Here is a 16,900-nt window from a genome sequence, read left to right as displayed (position 1 = left end):
ACTCTCCTCTCACCCCTTGCCACCAAGGATGCCTCACAGGACAACGACTGTCATGCGTTATAACGCAAAATTATCACTTGCTTTTCCAACGCCTCCAGCGCTTGCGGGTGTTCTCACAGCGAGCCACGCCCGACACCATGGCGTCGTGTATCTCTCGAGTCTGTACACCACTGTTCCAGTCGGCCGTCTCATCAACCGGCTTGCCCCCGATCCCTGACCCGATGATCTCGTCGGTGACCTGGTGCCATCCTGGCCGGCGTTCGATGAAATACAGCCGGTACTGGATTCGGCCGTCATGCGATTCGGCGTACAGCTCGCCAGTCCACGGCATGCTCGGCTTCCACAGCCCAGACCTCCGCCTTCCCCCACAGGATGCCGGTCTGCCATCAACAACAAACGGCCCAACCCGCCATCAGTTCGAATACATCACCAGACGTACCGCCGCCGAAGCCGTACCGCGAAACCTTAGACCATGGCCTTCGCCACCTCCATTGTCGACTCCATGCAGGCGCTCACGCTGACGCTGACTCGCATCGGGGACGTGCTGGCTGCCGGCGGGGACGGCTACACCTACCTCGGCGGAGCGGATCTGGGGTTCCCGCGGAGTTCGGCATAATCCGCGCCGGGTTATCCGATGAGCCCGTCAGCCTGCCGAGGCTGACGGGCTTTTCCGTTGTCTCGCAAGGTAATCCGGCCACAACTACGCGAGCGGCTGCTCCCGCAGATATCCGTCCAGCTCCACCACCGGTGCCGATCCCTGCCACTGGGCCATCGAGGCACGGACGGTCTGGATGCGTTCGGCCAGCTGCACACTGCGGTTCTGCCGTGCCCAACCGGCCGCATCCATCAAGGTGCTGACGGCTTGTTCGGGTTCGTTGGAATGGACATAGGTGGTGGCGAGGTAGAGCTTGGAAAAGGCGTTGGTCGCGCACCAGCTGCGGATCGTGGCAGTACCAACGACTGTTCAGCTTGCGCTACGGCCCGCTCCGGCTGTCCCCAAGTTCAGGTAACACTGACTCTCGGTATGCGGCAGGAAACCATCGTCGTAGAAGTACGCCAACGACGAACTGGCGGGGGCGCTTCGGTTTTGGCACGCTGGTACGATGAGCGGGTCTTCTCCAGAGTATCCAGGCACTTCGCCTCGTCCTCCGGCCTTCGCACGAGCCGCCGCGCAGTTGGTCGTAGGCGAAGGTATGGACGAGCGGCTCGGCCTGCTTGGTGGTGGCCACCGCGGCTTGAGGCGTAATCGACGGCAAGATCCAGCCGATCCTGTGCCTTGGCGACGTGGCTCATCCGGGCCAGGGTGAACCCGATGAGGGCCGAGGCGCCGGCCTGATGAGCTGCGGCCTGGGCCACTTCGAAATAGCGCCAAGAGTTGGCGAACTGTCGCGCATCGAGCGACAACCATCCGGCCAAACCCGCGAACTTGCTGTACACCGCGAGCAGCTGCGGCTGGAGGCGGGCGGGACAATCCGGCAGCATGGCGTGCAGGAGCCGCAGTTGCGCCCGAACCACGGTCAGCACCGCCTGAGCACCTTGGATATCGTCCTGGTGGCGGCAGTAATCGCAAATCCGGTCGAAGTGCTCGATCAGGGCAGCATCGACGCGCGGTGGCTCATCTGCGGCCTTGACCAGGCGATCGTGGGCTTCGGTCAGTCCGGCAGCGCCGAGAGCGAGGCCCGCCATGGAGCCGGTGAATACCTGCAGAAAGGTCTTGCGCTCCACAAAATCCTCTCCTTCCACACCCAGAGGACTTCCTCCTACGGTAGCCGCTTCCGGAAGTGGAGAGGAGGGAGCGCCGCTCTGATTCAGGACGGCCTCGCAGGGGATCACATCCCTGGCGGTCGGTCGGTCATGCCGTGCCCGCCAGAGGGATTCCCCCTCGGCCACAATCTGATCGAATCTCGCGCGGTCTTCCGACGTAGCCCTTTGTTGCAGGGTGGTGTCGAGCATCTCCTGGGTGACAGACCGTGGAAGAACGGAGCCCAGCCCGGTACGCCAGTTGATGACAGTCGAGGGATTGGTGCCCAGAAGGGCCGCGAACTCACGGACGGATTTGCGCATGGCCTCCTGCAGCGCCACTGCTTCGAACCCGGTCCACTCCCGCCCTCTGACCATAGCCCCCACCCTAAGCTAGCCACTCTGACCTGGGCAAACACGTCCAGTAACCGCACACTACCCCACCACTGGCCTGTCGCGGCCGAAACCGCCTGAGGACCAAGGTTGAAGCGGTACCCGGTACCAAGCCGACGCCGCATCTCTGGGTGGCGCACCGGCCCGGATGCCCGGGTCGGTGGCGAAAGCCCTTGGTACCGGGTGCTTCTCAGGATGACCGGACGCACCAGGGGAGGTACCAGCACGATGCTCTACAGCACGCTCGCCATATACCAACTCGCCCGTATGACCCGGCCCGAATACCTCACGCGACCCCCACGCCGACCACGTCGAATTCGGCATATTCACATCGAATCCGGTGTGCTGCAACTGGATTACCGAGCCGGTGCCGAACAGGCGCAGAGCGTGGCGGACGAGTTGGCGGGCGCGTTCGCTGAGCTCGGCTTACGGGTGACGGTCGACGATGACGTGCGACCCGATCTGCCGCCGTTGCCGTGCGGCCGACTGTGGGACTGACTGTCCCAAACATTCTCTTTGCCAACGCTTTCCACATCTCGCTGATACCGAAGGGAGGCATCGCCATGCCCCGAGACCAAGGGGAGCACGTTGTCTACGGATTCACCCCGGACAGGCCCGTGGCCTTCACGGTGCCGCCGGTCGAAGCTCGTCCGGATCAGCCGCTCCCCGAAAGCTCGGCGTTCCTACGGGTGTGCGAGGGAGCGGAGGAACCGAGCACGGTGCTGCTCCGCTGCGCCGGCCAGGTGATCGGCGTCTGGCGGTACCTGCACGAGCAGCGCCCGAGCGACACGTCCTCGGTCGATGAGCAGCTCAACCTGCTGATCTGGCTGATCGACCGCGAAGCGAGCGGGCATATCCGGAACATCGCGGTCGCGCCGGAGGCCCCGATCAGTCCGTCGTCGTATGGCGACTGGGTTGCGTGGCTTGCGTGGAAGTACGCGCTCTACGCGCTGCGGCAAGACGATCCTCGGCATCACGAGTGGGACGCTACCGAACTCGAGTGCTGCGTCGAGGCCCTCGACGAGTTGGTGGCCGACGTCCGGGCCGGACGGGTGCGGCTGCGAGCGACAGCCGGAGCATTTCCGCCGAAGGGGATGGCACCGGACGCCGGAGGAACCTCGTGACGCTGCCAGGCCCCTTGCCGCACAGGGCCTTCGTGCATGCCGACGGCTGGCTGGCCGAGCATGTGTGCCAGGTGTACTTGTTGGAACTCACGCAGGAGCGGGCACGGGAACTGCGCCATATCCATCGGCATCATCATCCGGACATGTGCGTCGTGCATCTGGAAGCGGCGGCCTTTCTACTGCTGTCCGAGGACGACTGCTGACCGGTGCGCCGACTTCGGTTCGCAAACACCCGGGCCTGACCTCCCACGAACGCTTCCACGGGTGGTCACCCCCAAGTGGTCGAGCGTGAGGCCGTGATTCGCCGAGTTGTACGGCGCCGACCAGATCGACCGGAGCACCGGATGCCTCGAAGTTCTCCGCTCAACGTCCGGGGCCGGACGTTGACGACACCGGACACGCCCGGCTCCGGGATACTGCCGGGGCGGTTGCAAGGGTTCATCGATGGGGAAACCAGTCGCTCGAAACCGGTGTCATGCGGCGTCCGGCACGCGAGAATCCGTTGCTGGTGAAGCGGCGATCCGGATGACCCCGCACCGCCGGAACGGGGTTTACGCTGGTGGGGCGGGGTTTGTGGGACGGGTGGGGCTCGAACCCACGACCAACGGATTATGAGTACAACGAGCCAGAACACTGTACTGACCTGCATATATGCCGCTCGATGCTGAGCAAAAGCACACAATCTAAAGCTGTTGCACGGCAGTAGTAGTGATCTTGTTTACTCGCCCGGAGGTGTTGCTTCAATTCCAGTATCGCGCACCATCAACTGAGACTCCTGCTGGTTGATCTTCATTCGACCCGAAACGGCTCACCACAGTTCCCGCAGTAGATAGGCCCGGCGTCGTAGACGCTCTGCGAGACGCGAATCTTGCGCGGGCAGGCACACTCGGCAGTCACGCCGTTGTTGTTGGACTTGCGTCCGCCACGCCGGTCGGGCTCGCGGCGCCGGTAGGCCACGAGCGCGAACGCCAGTTCATCGAGTTCGGCCCGGTACCGTTCGCGGGTCTGGTCGGGCACGGTGGTGGTCGACCATCCGATCTTCGGATCGTGCGCGAGGGTGAGCCCGAGTTCTTCTCCGAGAGCGCGGTAGCGCTCGTTGTGCCACCGGCCCTGTCGGCTGGTGTCTTTGATGTCGCGGGTGGTGGCGACGCCGTGGGCGGCTTCGTGGAGCAAGGTGCCGAGCACGTCGACGGCGCCGCGCTGGAGCCCTTCGCCGCCGATGAACAATTCGTGCAACTCGAACTCGCCGCGGATCCACCGGTTCGGCGCGAAGTGCCCGAGCTTCAGCTCGCTATTGCCGGCCGATCCGGATCCAACTGTCAGCACCACATCGGGCACGTCGGGATGCTGGGCACGGATTGCCGCCCATGTGGTTTCGAGCGCGGCCACGAGCAGGCCGGTGATGGTGTCGGAGTCGGTCATGATCGCGGTGCGGTCCCTTCCGGGTTCCTGACACGTACGTGTCAACCGACCGACCGCGGCCAGTGACACGTACGTGTCAACGAGATGGAGTCCCGGGCGGGGCGTGGAGTCCCTGGGCGCGCGCCGCGCCCCGTCCGGGGCAGGCCCCCGGCCTGCCCTCACCGCCTGCCCAGGGCGTCCCCGGAGGCTCCGGTCAAGAACGAATTTCCGATCACCCCAACCGCACGGATGATCACCCGGCCGCACACGGAAATTCGTTCTTGACGGGAGGTGGGGCGCCCTTACACTGCGGCGCTCACCCAGGGACTCCCCCACGGCTCACCACCGAGACCGGCCCGGCACCGGACCGCGAACGCCACCAGCCGCACCGGACATCACCACCGCGCCAGCGCTCCGGACGTCACCACATACCCGGCCGCCACGTACGCACCCCTCGTTACCCGACGCAACTACGCACCCCACCGCAACGATCCGCACCCAACGCAACCACTTCCCCCGCACCCAACCGGACCTACTACTCACTCAACTACTTCTGTTCTCTGCCTCCCCACCCCTGACCTATACCTACTGTCCCGCCCGCCAAGATCACCAAATGCACAGCGAAGCGTGTATTTGGTGATCTTGGCGGGCGGGACACCCAGACGGACAACATGCCTGGTCAGGGGTGGGGAGGCAGAGAATCACCCGGCAAAACCCGGACACTGATCCTCGTTGTTTTTGCTTGCTGTATGCAGCGCTGCTACGGGTTCTGCGCAGGTTGTGCAATCGGTGCGCTGGTCGGTGCCGACTGTTTGCAAGGTGTGTGCATCGGAAATTTCGGTGTGGCAACGTGATTCGCACCGGTTCGGCAACGAGGGCCGGCACTCTGCCTGGTCCACTGTTCGGGTGCCCGTGGCGCCCGGGGACCGCGAGCGGGGCCGCGCGATGGTGTCGGCGCCGCCCCTCACGATCAAGAGCGACTTTCCCCGTGGCGGTCCGGAGTGTTCGGCGGTGGACCTCGATCGAGAAAGTCGCTCTTGATCGTGAGCCTCTGCGGCGCCGCGCGGGCAGCTGGTGCCGGGCAGGCGGGGCCTGCCCGCACGGTGCGCGCGACCCCGCTCGCTCTCCTCCGGGGCGGTCAACTTCCTTATTACTGGTCGCCTGACCGAGATCGGGGCCTGGCACATCGAGACGCCATCCGGAGCCTGAGGCCGGGCCGGGAACAGGAGGGGCGCGCTGGGGGGAGTCCGATACCGCGGCGAGTGACCGCCGGGCGTCGCGAGTTGTGCAGTTGCCAGCGTGACGCTCACCCCGGGCTCTCCCATCGACAGCGTCAACCTAGCAACCGCTAGGTCGTGAAACTGTATTCAGTGGCCGAAATTCAGTAGTTGCGTTGGCGGATGAGATGGAGGAACTGCTTTCGTTCCAGCCTTTCAACCATCGGTGACCGGCAAGATCAACTTAATGATGAGCCGATCAACAGGCAGCTTGGTAAACGTTCAGAAATTGGATACCCGGGCCATCGGGTCACCCGCATGCACGTGCATTTGTGCTTTACAGAACCGGCAGGATTCTTGCACGCGGTGTCAAAATATTCGGAACTCCCCCGAACACAGCCCCGTTATAGTACTGCGATGTTCTCGTGATGAAAGGACAGCCGTATACCATATCCGCCGCCAGCTGACAATAGCGTCGATGGGACACCACTCAAAAACCCTCCAATACGCTGCTGGTTTGCTGCCGTTGACGCGACCGCAGCGGATAGGTCCCGACCGCTTGGTCGGCACGACTTTGACATAGGCTGTTGGGAGCGTGGACGGGGTGCCGTTACCTTCTCGCAGGGTTGCGGTCCACCGACTCGGAACTCCGAGGGCACCCTAACCTAAAGTCTCTGAGATAAATTTTCAGGGAACAGTTTCACACAGAATGGGAAGGAGGGGCCTTGAAAAGGCTCCGGCGAATGCTGGTTCGAGTGCTCGATACTGAAGAATTGAAAAACGAAAGAGAGGTATCACAGAAAAAAGAAGAGACCCCGGCTGCCACTAATCCAAGCGACACAGCCGAGGCCTCCTTCTACTTCCGACTGCCCATCCCAGCAAGCTGGTACCAGATCGCTGGCAGCTCCGCGGCAACACTGCTGATCACTAAGATCGCAGAGCACCGTTAGAGCCGGACCGAATCAGTAGCGACCGCCGGGCTGCCACCCGGCGGTCGCTCTTTTAGTTCAGCCAACACAGCCGGACATTCTCAGCGTACCGCATGGGCTGACCAGCAGATACCCCTATCCAAGTTAACGGTGGCACGCTTCACAGCACACACGGCAACAACGCACGGGACATGCAGCCCGAGCGCCACAGAGTTAGCAATCTAGTCCTATCCGAGCGTCACCGCAGTACTACCACGAATGTAATTCAGCTCGATCGGGCAGCGGCGAGATAGGGACATTCGTGCCATTACACAAGGTCACACGCTCCCCGCTATGACAACTACATCTTGACAGGCACAATAACTTGTTACGTCAACTAGACCGGATGAAACCATACAGTCGTGATCCAATGAATAGCGGTCCGAAAAACATCACCAATCCGCCACCGCATCTGTGAGCCGAGCGAGACGCTACTCCACTCCCCGCCGATGACCCGCCAACTCCGAGCCGTGTCGGCGCCGGACCTCCTTGTCAAGCCTTCACACCGGCTGGCGCCGGACTCCGAGGCGCAACTTCCGCGGTACTCACCGACCGCTGGTACGTCGTCCGTTCTCCGCTCCCGGGGCCAGCGAGAGGGCGTGCTCGGAACACCGCTGCGTAGTCGGCAACCGACCATGGCCGTTCCCAGTCACAGATCTGGTACAACAAAGGGCGGAGCCCGTGCCTGGGTCTAGCAGGCACGGACTCCGCTTGTTCGACGGTGTTCAGTTGTTGTTCGGTTGTGTCCGGATGGTCAGCCGAACAAGGGGAGCTGGTTCTGGTGGGCTCTCCGGTAGCAGTCGTCCCGGTACGCTTTCGCGAGCCGTTTCGCCTTCCACTCCGACACGTCGAAGATGACGGCGATGTTCGGCCACGTCGCGCCGTGGTCGTACTCCTCCTGGATCTCCCGTCCCAGCTTCAGTTCCTCTTGGCTGACCGGTTTCCTACTGCGGGTCATGGCCGGCACCTCCCGGTCTCGGCCAGGCGGACTCCGCCAGACCACACCGGGCGCACTCGTCGACCACCAGGCTGACGATGTGCCCGACCTGCTCACACTCCGTTGTGTAAGCGTCGTCGCGCTGGCAGTCGCCGTTCCCGATCTCGCATCCTGCCTCCCGGCAGTCGCTACACAGTTCCGGCTCGTCACCGCCGACCAGGGGTTCGAAGCAGTCCCGGCACGCGCACCATTGGTAGCCCGACATCACGCACCACCTCCGAGCGCGGCGGCAGGCAACGGCAGCGTCTGCTGCACCGGCCGCACGACGTGAATCGGCTGCACTGCCGCCTCACGCGCGGGGTCTCCACCGGCAGCGACATACTTCGCCGCTGTCCGTCGGGACACCCCCAGCGTGTCGGCGATCTCGGCGTAAGTCCGGCCTTCGGCACGCATCGCGACAGCACGAGCGACCTTGACCGGATCACGCCGGGACGAACCCTTCACCACCGGATCCGCCGGTACTTCGGCCTGCACCGGTTGCGCCACACTGGTTGCCGCATTGTCGGCCCGGTCCGGTGCCTGAATGGCCACCGGAGCCGGATCGCGGTGCGCGGCACGGAACAACACGGACAAGCCATGCGTGTCCACCAGCAGCGAGACCGGCGCCACCGCCGCGACCAGAGCCGCGGCCCACCAGGGCAGCTGATCGCCTGCCATGGCGGCATGCACGGAGTTACCGGTGATCGACACCAGCACCCCCGCGGCCAGCACCCACAAAAACCAGCGCCGCTGCGGATTCGACGCCAGCACCAGCATGGACACCGTGGCCTGAATGATCGTGCCATCCACGATCACCGGCCACAGCCACGCCAGCCCCGCCGGGGTGTGCGCCATGATCGCCAGCTCACGCAGAGCCGCGAAGCTCAACGCGAACGCCGCCGACCCGATGGTCACGGTCACCAGGACCGCCACCCGGCGCACCCACAACATGCCCGCCGGCCGGGCCTGCCCGCTCACCCGGTCACCTCCGCAACATCGGTGTACACGGTCCAGCGCTGCTGGATCGCATCCACGATCTGCTCATCGGCAACATCGATGTCACCGACGATGACCCCGACCTCACGCAGGTCCGCCAGCACGACCCCGACCACCGCGGCCAGCTGCGACCGGTCGATGACGTGAACATCGGCCATCATGACCATCACGCCCCCTTCCCCGTCACCGGTTCCGGGCACCGATCGTGCGCAGCCTGGAGCACCATCAGGTCCCATTGCAGGCACTGCACCTGATCGAGCAGTTCCCGGCTCTGGTCCCTCAGTTCATCGCGCTCCTTGATCAACTCGGCCAGCAGCGTGGTCGCTCCCTCACCATTGAGGAGGCCGACCCGTTCCGCGGCAGCGTCGCTGCTGCCGTGGTCGGACTCCGGCTCCCACTCGCCGTCCGGCGTGTAGAACCCGACCGTCCACAATTCCGGCTCGGTACGGCGGTAGACGTAACGCATCACGCCACCTCCTTCGGCGTTGACACGGTCGCGCCGTCATCGTTGACGGTGGCCGTGTCGTCGACATCGTTGTCGATGCCGTCGGAGAGTTCCGCGATCAGGGCGGACAGTTGACCGATCAGGGCGCGGGCGTCCTCGATATCGAGGTATACCTTGACCCCTGCGTCGTCCAGCAGGTCACCCCACCGGATTTCGATCGGCCCGATCGATGCAGCAGGCTCTAAAATACGAACCCGTGCGCCGACGTTGTGCCAGTGCAACTGCATTTCCCCACCACCGGCGGCGGTGCGGACTCGGCTAAAGATGTACGCCATGGCTACACCGTCCTTTTCATCGACGCGAGAGCGCCGCGGATCGCGGTGTCGAGCAGTCCCCGCAGGCCGATGGCCTGCCAGACACTCAGCTCGACAGCCTTGCCGTCACCCGATGTCTCGTCGTAGACGACGACCACAACCCGGTTCAGGCCGTAGTCGTACCGGGCGAAGAACTGCAACCGCGAGCGCGGTCCCGATGCCGGGATCAACTCGCCCGCAGGACAATTCGCCGCCGTGGTGCGGTTTCGCCGCAGGAAGGGGTTACGCATCACGCCCCACCTCCTCCTCCGGCTCGCCACGGAACTCGGCGTACGGGTCGTCACTGGCTGTGGCGTCCCGCCCGCCGTTCGCGGCCTGGCCGTTGCCGTTGTGGCTGTTGCCGTTACGGCCGTGGTTCTTCCGCTTGACCGGCTTGGCGATGGCGTATTTCAGTGACACCCCCACTTCGTCGGCGACCAGTTCCATGATGGTGCGCTTGATGCCGTCGCGGTCGGTGTAGTCGCGCTGTTGCAGCTTGCCGACCACCACGACACGGGAACCCTTCTCCAGGGAATCGGCGACGTTCTCGGCGGCGTCGCGGAACATGGTGCACCGCATGAACACTGCCGGGCCGTCTTTCCACTGGTTCGCCTTGCGGTCGAACACCCGCGGTGTCGACGCGACGACGAAGTTGACCACGTTGTCCCCGGTCTTCGGAATGATCCGGAAATCCGGGTCCTTGGTCAGGTTGCCGATGATGGTGAGAGTGGTTTCTCCGGACATTGTTCTCACTACTCCGTTTCGGTTTGGTTGTGTGCCCGTCGAATAAATCTGGTTGTCCAGACATGGCCTGGACGGTTGTAGTGACAGTTACGAATCTCGTTGCGTGTCAGCCGATTCGGCCGATGGTTCTGTGTTCGTGCTGGTGTTCTCCTTTCTGTGTTGTTGTTGAAAAACTCGTGTGGCACACCGTGTCTCGCGGTTATGCCTGGGCTTCCATCTGCGCTACGTACACCGCTTGCGCGTCGGCTTCGGCCTGCTGCGCCTGCTGATGCCGGCTGCCCGGCGCCGGGTCCTGTCCGGCCTGCCGTGCTTCTTCGGTGTCGGCGGTCATCTCGGCCGCCGCGGTCATGCCGGTCGCGGCCGCGATCTCGCGCTCCTGCTCGGGCTGGTGCCGGGCTCGCGGGCGCCCTGTCTCGGCGGTCGGCCGGGCGGTGGCCTGTTTGCGGGCACGCTGGGGGTTATGTGATCCGTTGTGGCCGTTGGTTTCCGGTGCGATGGTGGGTGTTTCGCGGGGCTGGAGTTCGTCGAGTTTGTGTTCGAGCCGGTCGATACGGCGCGCGAAGTCGTCGAACCGGCGTACCGAGTCGCGCTGCCACTGCTCGACACCCGTCCCCGCTGTCGCTGTCGCGGCCGCGGTTTTCTGGTGGTGCTGGTGCCGGGCGGTGTCCGCGGTGGCGGTGAGGTGTTCGCGGTGCTGCATCCACCGGTGTTCCGACTCCGCGGCCGCGTGCCGCGCCCGCACCGCCTCGTTCCCGGTCACAGGCTGGAACACGTTGCGCGGCACCGGCTTCGACGGATCGGCGTCGACGACATCGAGAGTCTGAACGACCTGGCCGCGTTCCTCCGCGGTGAGCGCGGTGTCGTGCACGGTGTGCTCGACGCTGGCCCGCAACCCGGACAGATACGCCTTCGCCCGGGCCTGTTCGGTCTCGCTGGCACCGGCCTCGGCACGAACCGCCGCCGCGGCGGCCTCACGCTGGTAGTCCTGAACCTGGCCCTGATACCAGTCCTGCGCTTGCGCGGAATGCTGCTCATACAGCGCATACGCCTGTTTCGCCTCGGCGATCAGCTCTTTCTGCTCACGCCGCGACAGCTTGACCGACCCGTCCGAGGTGTACGCGCGGATCTGCTGCATCAGCTGGAACAGCAGCCTCACCAGCTGCGCCCAGCTACGCGACACCTCCTGCATCTCGTTACCCGACATCCCCTCACCCCCGCTCATGCGCTCGCCGGATCCGAGACGCCGCCGTCGCGGGCGCGGTCGGCCTTGATCGCGCGCCACCGCGCTCGCAGCGGCCGGGACCGGGCGAACGCGAACCGGGACCCGGCGTGGAATCCGGCCGTGCCGGCCTCGCGGGCCGTGCTGGCGGCGATCGACCAGTCCGGGCGGCCCATGCTCAGCCACACCCCGTAACCGATCCACCCGGCCAGCCACACCACCAGCGGCACCACCGCCGCGACCGGGGCACCCGAACTGACCACCAGCCACATCAGCGGCACCGCCACCCCCGCCGCACACACCGCGGCCCGGGCGCCGAACACCTTGCGCCGCAACCGCACCGGCCACGCCGGGCGAGCCAGCTGGGCCGGGTCGATCCCGGACGCCTCCATGAGCGTTTGCAGCTCACCGTCCCAATCGATGCCGTGATTACCGTTGTTGCTGTTGCTGGTCATGCGAGAACTCCTTCGGAAGATGAGGGGTGATGGTTGGTGCTGTCGGCCAGCACCGCGAGCGCCTCCAGCGCCGCGACGTCGACGACCGGACCGGCCGCGACAGCGCCGACGTGATCCGGGTCGGCCGCTGTATCGGCCGGATCGGCCGTTGTGCCGGCCGGGTCGGGTGGCGTGGTGGCCGGGGTGGACAGGTAGCGGCGCACGGTGCGCTTGCTGACCGAGAGGTGTCCCGCGATGCGGGCCTGTGTCCACCCCTGGCCGTGCAACCGGCGCGCGGTCGCGCGACGGGTGTCCGCCCCGGCGTCGTCCCCGTTCGTGTCCTGTCCGCCCCGGATGTCCACCCGGCCGGGCTGCGTGACCGCCTCCGGGACGGTGCCGATGGCCGTACCCGGGTACGTGTCCGCACCAGAGGCGACATCGGCCAGAGCTTCGACGTGCGGCCGAGACGGCACCGGTGGCTCCTCGGCCGGTCTGGTCACGGTCGCCGCCGGTGCCGCCGGGGATTCGCCGCCCGGTTCGGTTGCCGGGGCAGGGGTTTCGCGATCGAGCGTCATCGACAGCAACGCAAATCCGGAGACCACCATCAGCCCGTCGAGGGTGATCGGGCCGACGCTGGCCGCCCAGGTCCCGTATCCCCAGGTGATCAGCACGTCCCGCAGGTGGGAGTAGGAGATGATCGCCGACCCCACCGCGACCGCTCCGGCGCCGCCGTAGCGCGCCAGCGCCCACAACCGGCCGCGCCTCCACCGCGCCCGCGACAACACCTCCACCGACAACAACAGCCCGATCGGCCACACCGCCGCGCCGATCTGCGGCGCGATACCCGGATGCCAGCCCGGCGGCATGTACTCGGCAGGCAACCAGGTATGCAGGACATTGGCCGCAATCGAGGTCAACGACCCGAACACGAACCCGACCCACGACACCAGCCGCCCCCGCGACGACCTATCCGGCGTACTCATCGCGTCCGCCCCCTGTCCCCCGCGCTGTCCGCCCGGTCGGCGGGGGTGTCCGCCCCGGTGTCCGGGGTGACCGCCCGGGTGTCGGCGTGCTCGGCCCGGTGGCCACGAAGGTTGTCGGTGGTCCGGGTGTGGACTTCTTGGCTGACCAGGTAGGCGCCGATCGCGCGCATATAGTCGGTCATGTTGTCCTCCCGATTGCGAAGAGGGGAAGTTGCATCGAATAAGCAGATTCGGCTGCGAGATTGGCGAGAAGCTGGTCTCGCCATCGCAGTGCGTAGCGAAAGCAGTTGGCACAGTTCTTGTGTCCGACGCAGCCGGGAAGCGGTTCTGCTCGTCGTGCGCCGTAGGACCAGGCCATCGAATCCGCGCTTGCCAGCAGATGTCCGTATCGGTTCAAACCACTGGTTTTGATACCGAAGCCGTGCAATCGAATTCCGGGTACTGCGATCGCGATCGCGTTGATAATGTCGGCTGCCTCGGTAGTAGCTTGACGTCGGCAAACACTGCCGACGGCAACGACCGATTCGGCTGCTAAGTCAATGCCGGCTTTGTCATAGAGATCGATGCAGCGTTCGTAATCCGCGCGCCGGTATCCCTGTATAGAGGGAATGATCCGTCGACTCGAATCAAGCGACCGGAGATCGATCAGGTTGCCCACCGTGCGATGCAGATGCTCCAGCGTGGACAATCCAGTCTTGGCCACGATGAATGGTTCACACATGTAATCCTGCGGAGCTGCCCAGTCCAAACCGCCGATTTCCTCGTCATAGCGGCGCACTCGCGCCACATATTGCTTCGGTGTCGGGCCTGCTGCCCAGCTGCCGTACATACTCAGCATCGAGAATCCGCCTGAGTCCAGCGCCCATCGGCCTTGTGCACGCGGCAAAGTCCGGTACCGGGACAGACGCACATCGGACACGAACAACGTTGCATCAGTGCGTGACAGCCATCCCGGATGGTGAGTGCCCAGATAGAACTTCATGCGGCTTCACCGCCTTCGGCGTCGAAGCCGAGATCCGCGCGCCGCGCGCTCCCCGAGTCGAGTTCGCGCACGGTCTGCAACGGCACCCGCGGCAGCGTGCTGGTCGCCCACCGCTGCGGATACGGATCGGCCGGCAGTGGCGTGATCTCGTCGTCGTCGACGGGGATGACGTGCCCGTAGCGGGCTTGCAGCGACTGCACCCACACCACGTCGCCACGATCGAACTGCGTGAGCCGGTTCGGATCGATGAAGAACGTGTCCCGGGTGCCGAGAGAACCTTCGTCGCCGGGCTTGTCGTTCTTGGTGTGCCGCGTGTTCTCCGCGACCGGCCGCGACCCGAACACCTCCGACACCTTCCCGGCGCCTTCGAGCTTCATCAGCAACGCACCGGACGGGCACGACTCCAGCAGCCGCCGCCGGTCGTCGGCGGTCGCGCCGAGCCCGTACTGGTTCTGCGCGGCGAACACCGCGATCACACCCATGCCTAGGAGCCGTTCGGCGATGGTGAACTGGTCGATGCCGCCGGTCTTGTCCGCCACCGCGGACATCTCGTCGATGATCAGCACGATCTGCCGGTCGTGCTCGCCCGCGGCGAACTGCTCGATCAGCGTGTTCAGCGCCGCCACCTGAGCGCGGGCGTACTCGCCGCGCACCGTGCCCGGCACCGTCGCATAGATCACGTCGAAACTGTCGAGGGGGCGGCCGCCGTCGAAGCCTTCCCCGATCGCGGAGAAGATGTTGCGGAACTTGCCCGACACATCCCCCACCGCAGGCGGTTTCGACTGCTCCAGCGCCTCGATCTCATCGAGAATCGCGGTGTCGTGCTTCCAGCCGACGTTCCTCAGCCAGTCCACCGAAAGCCGTTCCAGGAACTCCGCTTTCGACCGCGGCGGCCCGCACGGCGCCGACACCGCCAGCTTGGTCACCCGGATCCGGTTCTGCTTGAAGTGCTCCTCACCCAGATTCGACGACTGAACGGGGTTGATCATCGATTCCAACGTGGCGCACATGTCTTCGGCGTCCATGTCCCACAAATCGAGACGATTCGTCACCGGCCACAACGCAATCCGCTTCGGGTGCACCCCCAGCCGCGCGGCGATCTTCACCACCCGGCGACCCGTTTGGAGCCCTTGCTTGCCGCCCTTGCAATCCACGAAGATCAACAGCGGACGCTTCTCCCCCGTCCGCACATACCGATGCCAATACGCCGAATACAGGCCGGTGCCGAGCCGGGTCAGCATCGTCGTCTTGCCCGCCTGCTGCGACTTACCGAGCACGATCATGTGCCCGAGCCCGTCGATCGGGATCTCCAGCTTCGAATCCCGCTTGTCGATCAACTGGTGATACGTATCCGGCTGGCTCGCGTCGACGTACTCCGACAACGGCCCCAAAACGACGTTCTGCTTGCGCCACCCGGTCACCAGCGGCGCCCCGTACTTCGCCGCCTGCCGCGCCGCACGCGCCTTGCCCTGCTCCTGACGACGACGCAACCGCCGCGTCTTCGACGGCTTGCCGACACCCTCGCTGTTCAGCCGCTCCAGGAACCGCGCCCGCCACCACGCCGCCGCACCCCACGCCACCGGCAGAGCGCTCGCGGTCATCGCCACCAGGCCACCGGAAAAAGGGCCGTGCTCCAACAAAACCTGGCTGCCCTGCCACCACAGCGACACCGGCGCCACCCACGACCCCGCCGACCACACCGCACCCACCGGCAGCACCAGCGACCCGGCCGCATAGTTGCGGACCTGGCGGGCTTCCCAGCGGCGTTTCGCCGCAACGAGATTCATGCCGGCCGCCAGCCCCACCGCGAACCCGGTACCGACCACCGACGTGCCGAGAAACGCGAACGCATCCGGCACCGACGGCAGATGCACATCCCACTCCGGGGCATGCCAGCCATTCGGCAACGACGGATTCTCGAAATGCTGCCCCGGCGGCGAATGCTGCTCCACCGGAACCGAATCCACCACCGGCACAGGCGTTCCCGCGCCCGGCTCCGGCACCGCCGGTACCGGTGCCAGATGTTCAGCCGGTACCGGAGTCACCGGCGCCACGGGCGTACGCGGGGCACCACCACAGTCATCCGGTGTGATCATCGGAATACACTCGGTCACTTCACCTCACCCCTTTCCGCGCCAAAGTCGCGTCCAAGTCATGAATTTCGAGATTCGGCAAACGCTCCTCACCGCGCTTGCGCGCCAGCTGCGCCGCCGTCCCCTCCACCGCCCTGCGCAGACTCTCGCCGCGCACGAAATACAAGACACCGGCCAGCTCATGCCGATTCGCCGTATCCAGCGCCCCCGCCATCGCGTGCAGCAACCGGCCCGCCCCGAACTTGCGAGACAACTCCACCTCGATCGCCCACACCTTGTCCGGATCACCCAAGTCCTGAAACCAGCCGTCATGCACATGCGCACCTGGCTGCCCGTTCTCCGTCCGGAACCGGCGCCGCAACAACCGCTCGCTGGTCCACACCTCCGGATCGGTCTCCAGCCCGAGGAGCGCCAACCGCAACTCCGACACTGCGGTCAAGTGCGCCGCTGTCGATGGTTTCGGCTCCCACTCACCCGGGTCGAATTCCAGGTAGGCCCAAGCGATCTCGCGAGTCGGATAGATCCACAACGGGCCGTGCGGCGTCACCTCCGAATCGTCGAAGTGCTTCGACCGACGCCACGGCCCCGGCGACCCGTAGTCCAGGCGCTTGACGTGCGCCCGCCCGGCCTCCTTCAACCGCTTCGCGATCGTGTACGCCGTCCGCGTACTCCGGCCCGTTGCAATCGCCAACGTCCCCAGCGAAATCCCGTACTGCTGAGCCGCGAACTCCTCGATTCGCGCCTCCCGCGGCTGCAACCGAATCTCCGACACGCTCATCGCCTCACCTCCCGCGGGCACTCGGCAGGCCAAATCGCCACATTCGGCGTCCCC

At 65.3% G+C, this 16,900-nt stretch carries 21 protein-coding genes; 4 read left to right on the top strand and 17 right to left on the bottom strand.

The genetic code is table 11. The features are described 5' to 3' along the window. Positions 1 to 73: 73 nt before the first annotated feature. Both D892_RS46210 and D892_RS0100100 read right to left on the bottom strand, forming a co-directional pair. Positions 74 to 331, bottom strand: coding sequence for a hypothetical protein (locus tag D892_RS46210; protein ID WP_156959304.1), 258 nt, complete (start codon positions 329 to 331; stop codon positions 74 to 76). Positions 332 to 1,002: 671 nt separating this feature from the next. Next, positions 1,003 to 2,118: a hypothetical protein gene (locus D892_RS0100100; protein ID WP_156959303.1), complete on the bottom strand. Its 1,116-nt coding sequence runs from the start codon at positions 2,116 to 2,118 to the stop codon at positions 1,003 to 1,005. Positions 2,119 to 2,475: 357 nt separating this feature from the next. Here D892_RS0100100 and D892_RS46205 point away from each other — a divergent pair, with 357 nt between their 5' ends. The 3 genes from D892_RS46205 (at position 2,476) to D892_RS0100085 (ending at position 3,460) form a co-directional block, all read left to right on the top strand. Beyond that, positions 2,476 to 2,631: a hypothetical protein gene (locus D892_RS46205; protein WP_156959302.1), complete on the top strand. Its 156-nt coding sequence runs from the start codon at positions 2,476 to 2,478 to the stop codon at positions 2,629 to 2,631. A 65-nt stretch (positions 2,632 to 2,696) separates the two neighbouring features. Next, positions 2,697 to 3,257 (top strand): hypothetical protein, encoded by a 561-nt coding sequence (locus D892_RS0100090; protein ID WP_156959301.1) that lies wholly within the window; start codon positions 2,697 to 2,699, stop codon positions 3,255 to 3,257. After that, positions 3,254 to 3,460 carry a hypothetical protein gene (locus D892_RS0100085; protein WP_156959300.1) on the top strand — a complete coding sequence of 69 codons (207 nt, stop codon included), beginning with the start codon at positions 3,254 to 3,256 and terminating at the stop codon, positions 3,458 to 3,460. The genes D892_RS0100090 and D892_RS0100085 overlap by 4 nt, the downstream gene beginning before the upstream one ends. Before the next feature lie 586 nt (positions 3,461 to 4,046). On the opposite strand, the gene D892_RS0100080 is transcribed toward D892_RS0100085, so the two are convergent. Continuing rightward, on the bottom strand, positions 4,047 to 4,679 hold the full coding sequence (locus tag D892_RS0100080; protein WP_024799306.1) for a hypothetical protein: 633 nt from the start codon (positions 4,677 to 4,679) through the stop codon (positions 4,047 to 4,049). Positions 4,680 to 6,618: 1,939 nt separating this feature from the next. On the opposite strand from D892_RS0100080, the gene D892_RS46200 reads away from it, so the two are divergent. Beyond that, on the top strand, positions 6,619 to 6,825 hold the full coding sequence (locus D892_RS46200) for a hypothetical protein (RefSeq protein WP_156959299.1): 207 nt from the start codon (positions 6,619 to 6,621) through the stop codon (positions 6,823 to 6,825). A 772-nt stretch (positions 6,826 to 7,597) separates the two neighbouring features. Here the strand turns inward: D892_RS46200 and D892_RS0100075 are convergent. From D892_RS0100075 to D892_RS39945, 14 genes are all read right to left on the bottom strand, one after another. Next, on the bottom strand, positions 7,598 to 7,801 hold the full coding sequence (locus D892_RS0100075; protein WP_024799305.1) for a hypothetical protein: 204 nt from the start codon (positions 7,799 to 7,801) through the stop codon (positions 7,598 to 7,600). Positions 7,802 to 8,044: 243 nt separating this feature from the next. Beyond that, positions 8,045 to 8,797 (bottom strand): DUF2637 domain-containing protein, encoded by a 753-nt coding sequence (locus tag D892_RS43320; protein WP_051498924.1) that lies wholly within the window; start codon positions 8,795 to 8,797, stop codon positions 8,045 to 8,047. After that, positions 8,794 to 8,985 carry a hypothetical protein gene (locus tag D892_RS0100055; RefSeq protein ID WP_156959298.1) on the bottom strand — a complete coding sequence of 64 codons (192 nt, stop codon included), beginning with the start codon at positions 8,983 to 8,985 and terminating at the stop codon, positions 8,794 to 8,796. The genes D892_RS43320 and D892_RS0100055 overlap by 4 nt, the downstream gene beginning before the upstream one ends. Then, the gene (locus tag D892_RS0100050; RefSeq protein WP_024799302.1) at positions 8,982 to 9,281 is read right to left on the bottom strand and encodes a hypothetical protein; all 300 of its coding nucleotides are present in this window, start codon (positions 9,279 to 9,281) and stop codon (positions 8,982 to 8,984) included. The genes D892_RS0100055 and D892_RS0100050 overlap by 4 nt, the downstream gene beginning before the upstream one ends. After that, the gene (locus D892_RS0100045; RefSeq protein ID WP_024799301.1) at positions 9,281 to 9,547 is read right to left on the bottom strand and encodes a hypothetical protein; all 267 of its coding nucleotides are present in this window, start codon (positions 9,545 to 9,547) and stop codon (positions 9,281 to 9,283) included. Before D892_RS0100045 ends, D892_RS0100050 begins: the two co-directional genes overlap by 1 nt. Before the next feature lie 50 nt (positions 9,548 to 9,597). Beyond that, positions 9,598 to 9,864: a hypothetical protein gene (locus D892_RS46195; RefSeq protein ID WP_156959297.1), complete on the bottom strand. Its 267-nt coding sequence runs from the start codon at positions 9,862 to 9,864 to the stop codon at positions 9,598 to 9,600. Continuing rightward, complete coding sequence (ssb, locus tag D892_RS0100035) at positions 9,857 to 10,357, bottom strand: single-stranded DNA-binding protein (RefSeq protein ID WP_024799300.1); 501 nt, start codon at positions 10,355 to 10,357, stop codon at positions 9,857 to 9,859. The genes D892_RS46195 and ssb overlap by 8 nt, the downstream gene beginning before the upstream one ends. A 199-nt stretch (positions 10,358 to 10,556) precedes the next feature. Continuing rightward, positions 10,557 to 11,579, bottom strand: a complete 1,023-nt coding sequence (locus D892_RS0100030) for a hypothetical protein (protein WP_156959296.1) — start codon at positions 11,577 to 11,579, stop codon at positions 10,557 to 10,559. Continuing rightward, complete coding sequence (locus D892_RS0100025; protein ID WP_024799298.1) at positions 11,576 to 12,031, bottom strand: hypothetical protein; 456 nt, start codon at positions 12,029 to 12,031, stop codon at positions 11,576 to 11,578. Before D892_RS0100025 ends, D892_RS0100030 begins: the two co-directional genes overlap by 4 nt. Next, positions 12,028 to 12,993 (bottom strand): DUF2637 domain-containing protein, encoded by a 966-nt coding sequence (locus D892_RS0100020; RefSeq protein ID WP_084160855.1) that lies wholly within the window; start codon positions 12,991 to 12,993, stop codon positions 12,028 to 12,030. The genes D892_RS0100025 and D892_RS0100020 overlap by 4 nt, the downstream gene beginning before the upstream one ends. Beyond that, positions 12,990 to 13,175, bottom strand: a complete 186-nt coding sequence (locus tag D892_RS0100015; RefSeq protein WP_024799296.1) for a hypothetical protein — start codon at positions 13,173 to 13,175, stop codon at positions 12,990 to 12,992. The genes D892_RS0100020 and D892_RS0100015 overlap by 4 nt, the downstream gene beginning before the upstream one ends. Then, positions 13,172 to 13,975 (bottom strand): hypothetical protein, encoded by an 804-nt coding sequence (locus D892_RS44685; protein WP_084160854.1) that lies wholly within the window; start codon positions 13,973 to 13,975, stop codon positions 13,172 to 13,174. Before D892_RS44685 ends, D892_RS0100015 begins: the two co-directional genes overlap by 4 nt. Beyond that, entirely contained in the window at positions 13,972 to 16,071 is a 2,100-nt protein-coding gene (locus tag D892_RS49345) for a hypothetical protein (protein WP_156959295.1), read from the bottom strand. Before D892_RS49345 ends, D892_RS44685 begins: the two co-directional genes overlap by 4 nt. Positions 16,072 to 16,090: 19 nt before the next feature. After that, complete coding sequence (locus D892_RS39945; RefSeq protein ID WP_156959294.1) at positions 16,091 to 16,846, bottom strand: hypothetical protein; 756 nt, start codon at positions 16,844 to 16,846, stop codon at positions 16,091 to 16,093. Between the last annotated feature and the right edge of the window lie 54 nt (positions 16,847 to 16,900).

The sequence above is a fragment of the Nocardia sp. BMG51109 genome, assembly GCF_000526215.1.
Classification (GTDB): domain Bacteria; phylum Actinomycetota; class Actinomycetes; order Mycobacteriales; family Mycobacteriaceae; genus Nocardia.
This window is presented reverse-complemented; position numbering and strand designations above follow the sequence as displayed.

What these genes read in the sequence shown, in the direction of transcription:
- D892_RS46210 (WP_156959304.1), bottom strand. Translation starts at nt 331, where the DNA reads ATGCCGTGGACTGGCGAGCTGTACGCCGAATCGCATGACGGCCGAATC.
- D892_RS0100100 (WP_156959303.1), bottom strand. Translation starts at nt 2,118, where the DNA reads ATGGTCAGAGGGCGGGAGTGGACCGGGTTCGAAGCAGTGGCGCTGCAG.
- D892_RS0100090 (WP_156959301.1), top strand. Translation starts at nt 2,697, where the DNA reads ATGCCCCGAGACCAAGGGGAGCACGTTGTCTACGGATTCACCCCGGAC.
- D892_RS0100080 (WP_024799306.1), bottom strand. Translation starts at nt 4,679, where the DNA reads ATGACCGACTCCGACACCATCACCGGCCTGCTCGTGGCCGCGCTCGAA.
- D892_RS46200 (WP_156959299.1), top strand. Translation starts at nt 6,619, where the DNA reads ATGCTGGTTCGAGTGCTCGATACTGAAGAATTGAAAAACGAAAGAGAG.
- D892_RS0100075 (WP_024799305.1), bottom strand. Translation starts at nt 7,801, where the DNA reads ATGACCCGCAGTAGGAAACCGGTCAGCCAAGAGGAACTGAAGCTGGGA.
- D892_RS0100050 (WP_024799302.1), bottom strand. Translation starts at nt 9,281, where the DNA reads ATGCGTTACGTCTACCGCCGTACCGAGCCGGAATTGTGGACGGTCGGG.
- D892_RS0100045 (WP_024799301.1), bottom strand. Translation starts at nt 9,547, where the DNA reads ATGCAGTTGCACTGGCACAACGTCGGCGCACGGGTTCGTATTTTAGAG.
- D892_RS46195 (WP_156959297.1), bottom strand. Translation starts at nt 9,864, where the DNA reads ATGCGTAACCCCTTCCTGCGGCGAAACCGCACCACGGCGGCGAATTGT.
- ssb (WP_024799300.1), bottom strand. Translation starts at nt 10,357, where the DNA reads ATGTCCGGAGAAACCACTCTCACCATCATCGGCAACCTGACCAAGGAC.
- D892_RS0100030 (WP_156959296.1), bottom strand. Translation starts at nt 11,579, where the DNA reads ATGAGCGGGGGTGAGGGGATGTCGGGTAACGAGATGCAGGAGGTGTCG.
- D892_RS0100025 (WP_024799298.1), bottom strand. Translation starts at nt 12,031, where the DNA reads ATGACCAGCAACAGCAACAACGGTAATCACGGCATCGATTGGGACGGT.
- D892_RS0100020 (WP_084160855.1), bottom strand. Translation starts at nt 12,993, where the DNA reads ATGAGTACGCCGGATAGGTCGTCGCGGGGGCGGCTGGTGTCGTGGGTC.
- D892_RS0100015 (WP_024799296.1), bottom strand. Translation starts at nt 13,175, where the DNA reads ATGACCGACTATATGCGCGCGATCGGCGCCTACCTGGTCAGCCAAGAA.
- D892_RS44685 (WP_084160854.1), bottom strand. Translation starts at nt 13,975, where the DNA reads ATGAAGTTCTATCTGGGCACTCACCATCCGGGATGGCTGTCACGCACT.
- D892_RS49345 (WP_156959295.1), bottom strand. Translation starts at nt 16,071, where the DNA reads ATGATCACACCGGATGACTGTGGTGGTGCCCCGCGTACGCCCGTGGCG.
- D892_RS39945 (WP_156959294.1), bottom strand. Translation starts at nt 16,846, where the DNA reads ATGAGCGTGTCGGAGATTCGGTTGCAGCCGCGGGAGGCGCGAATCGAG.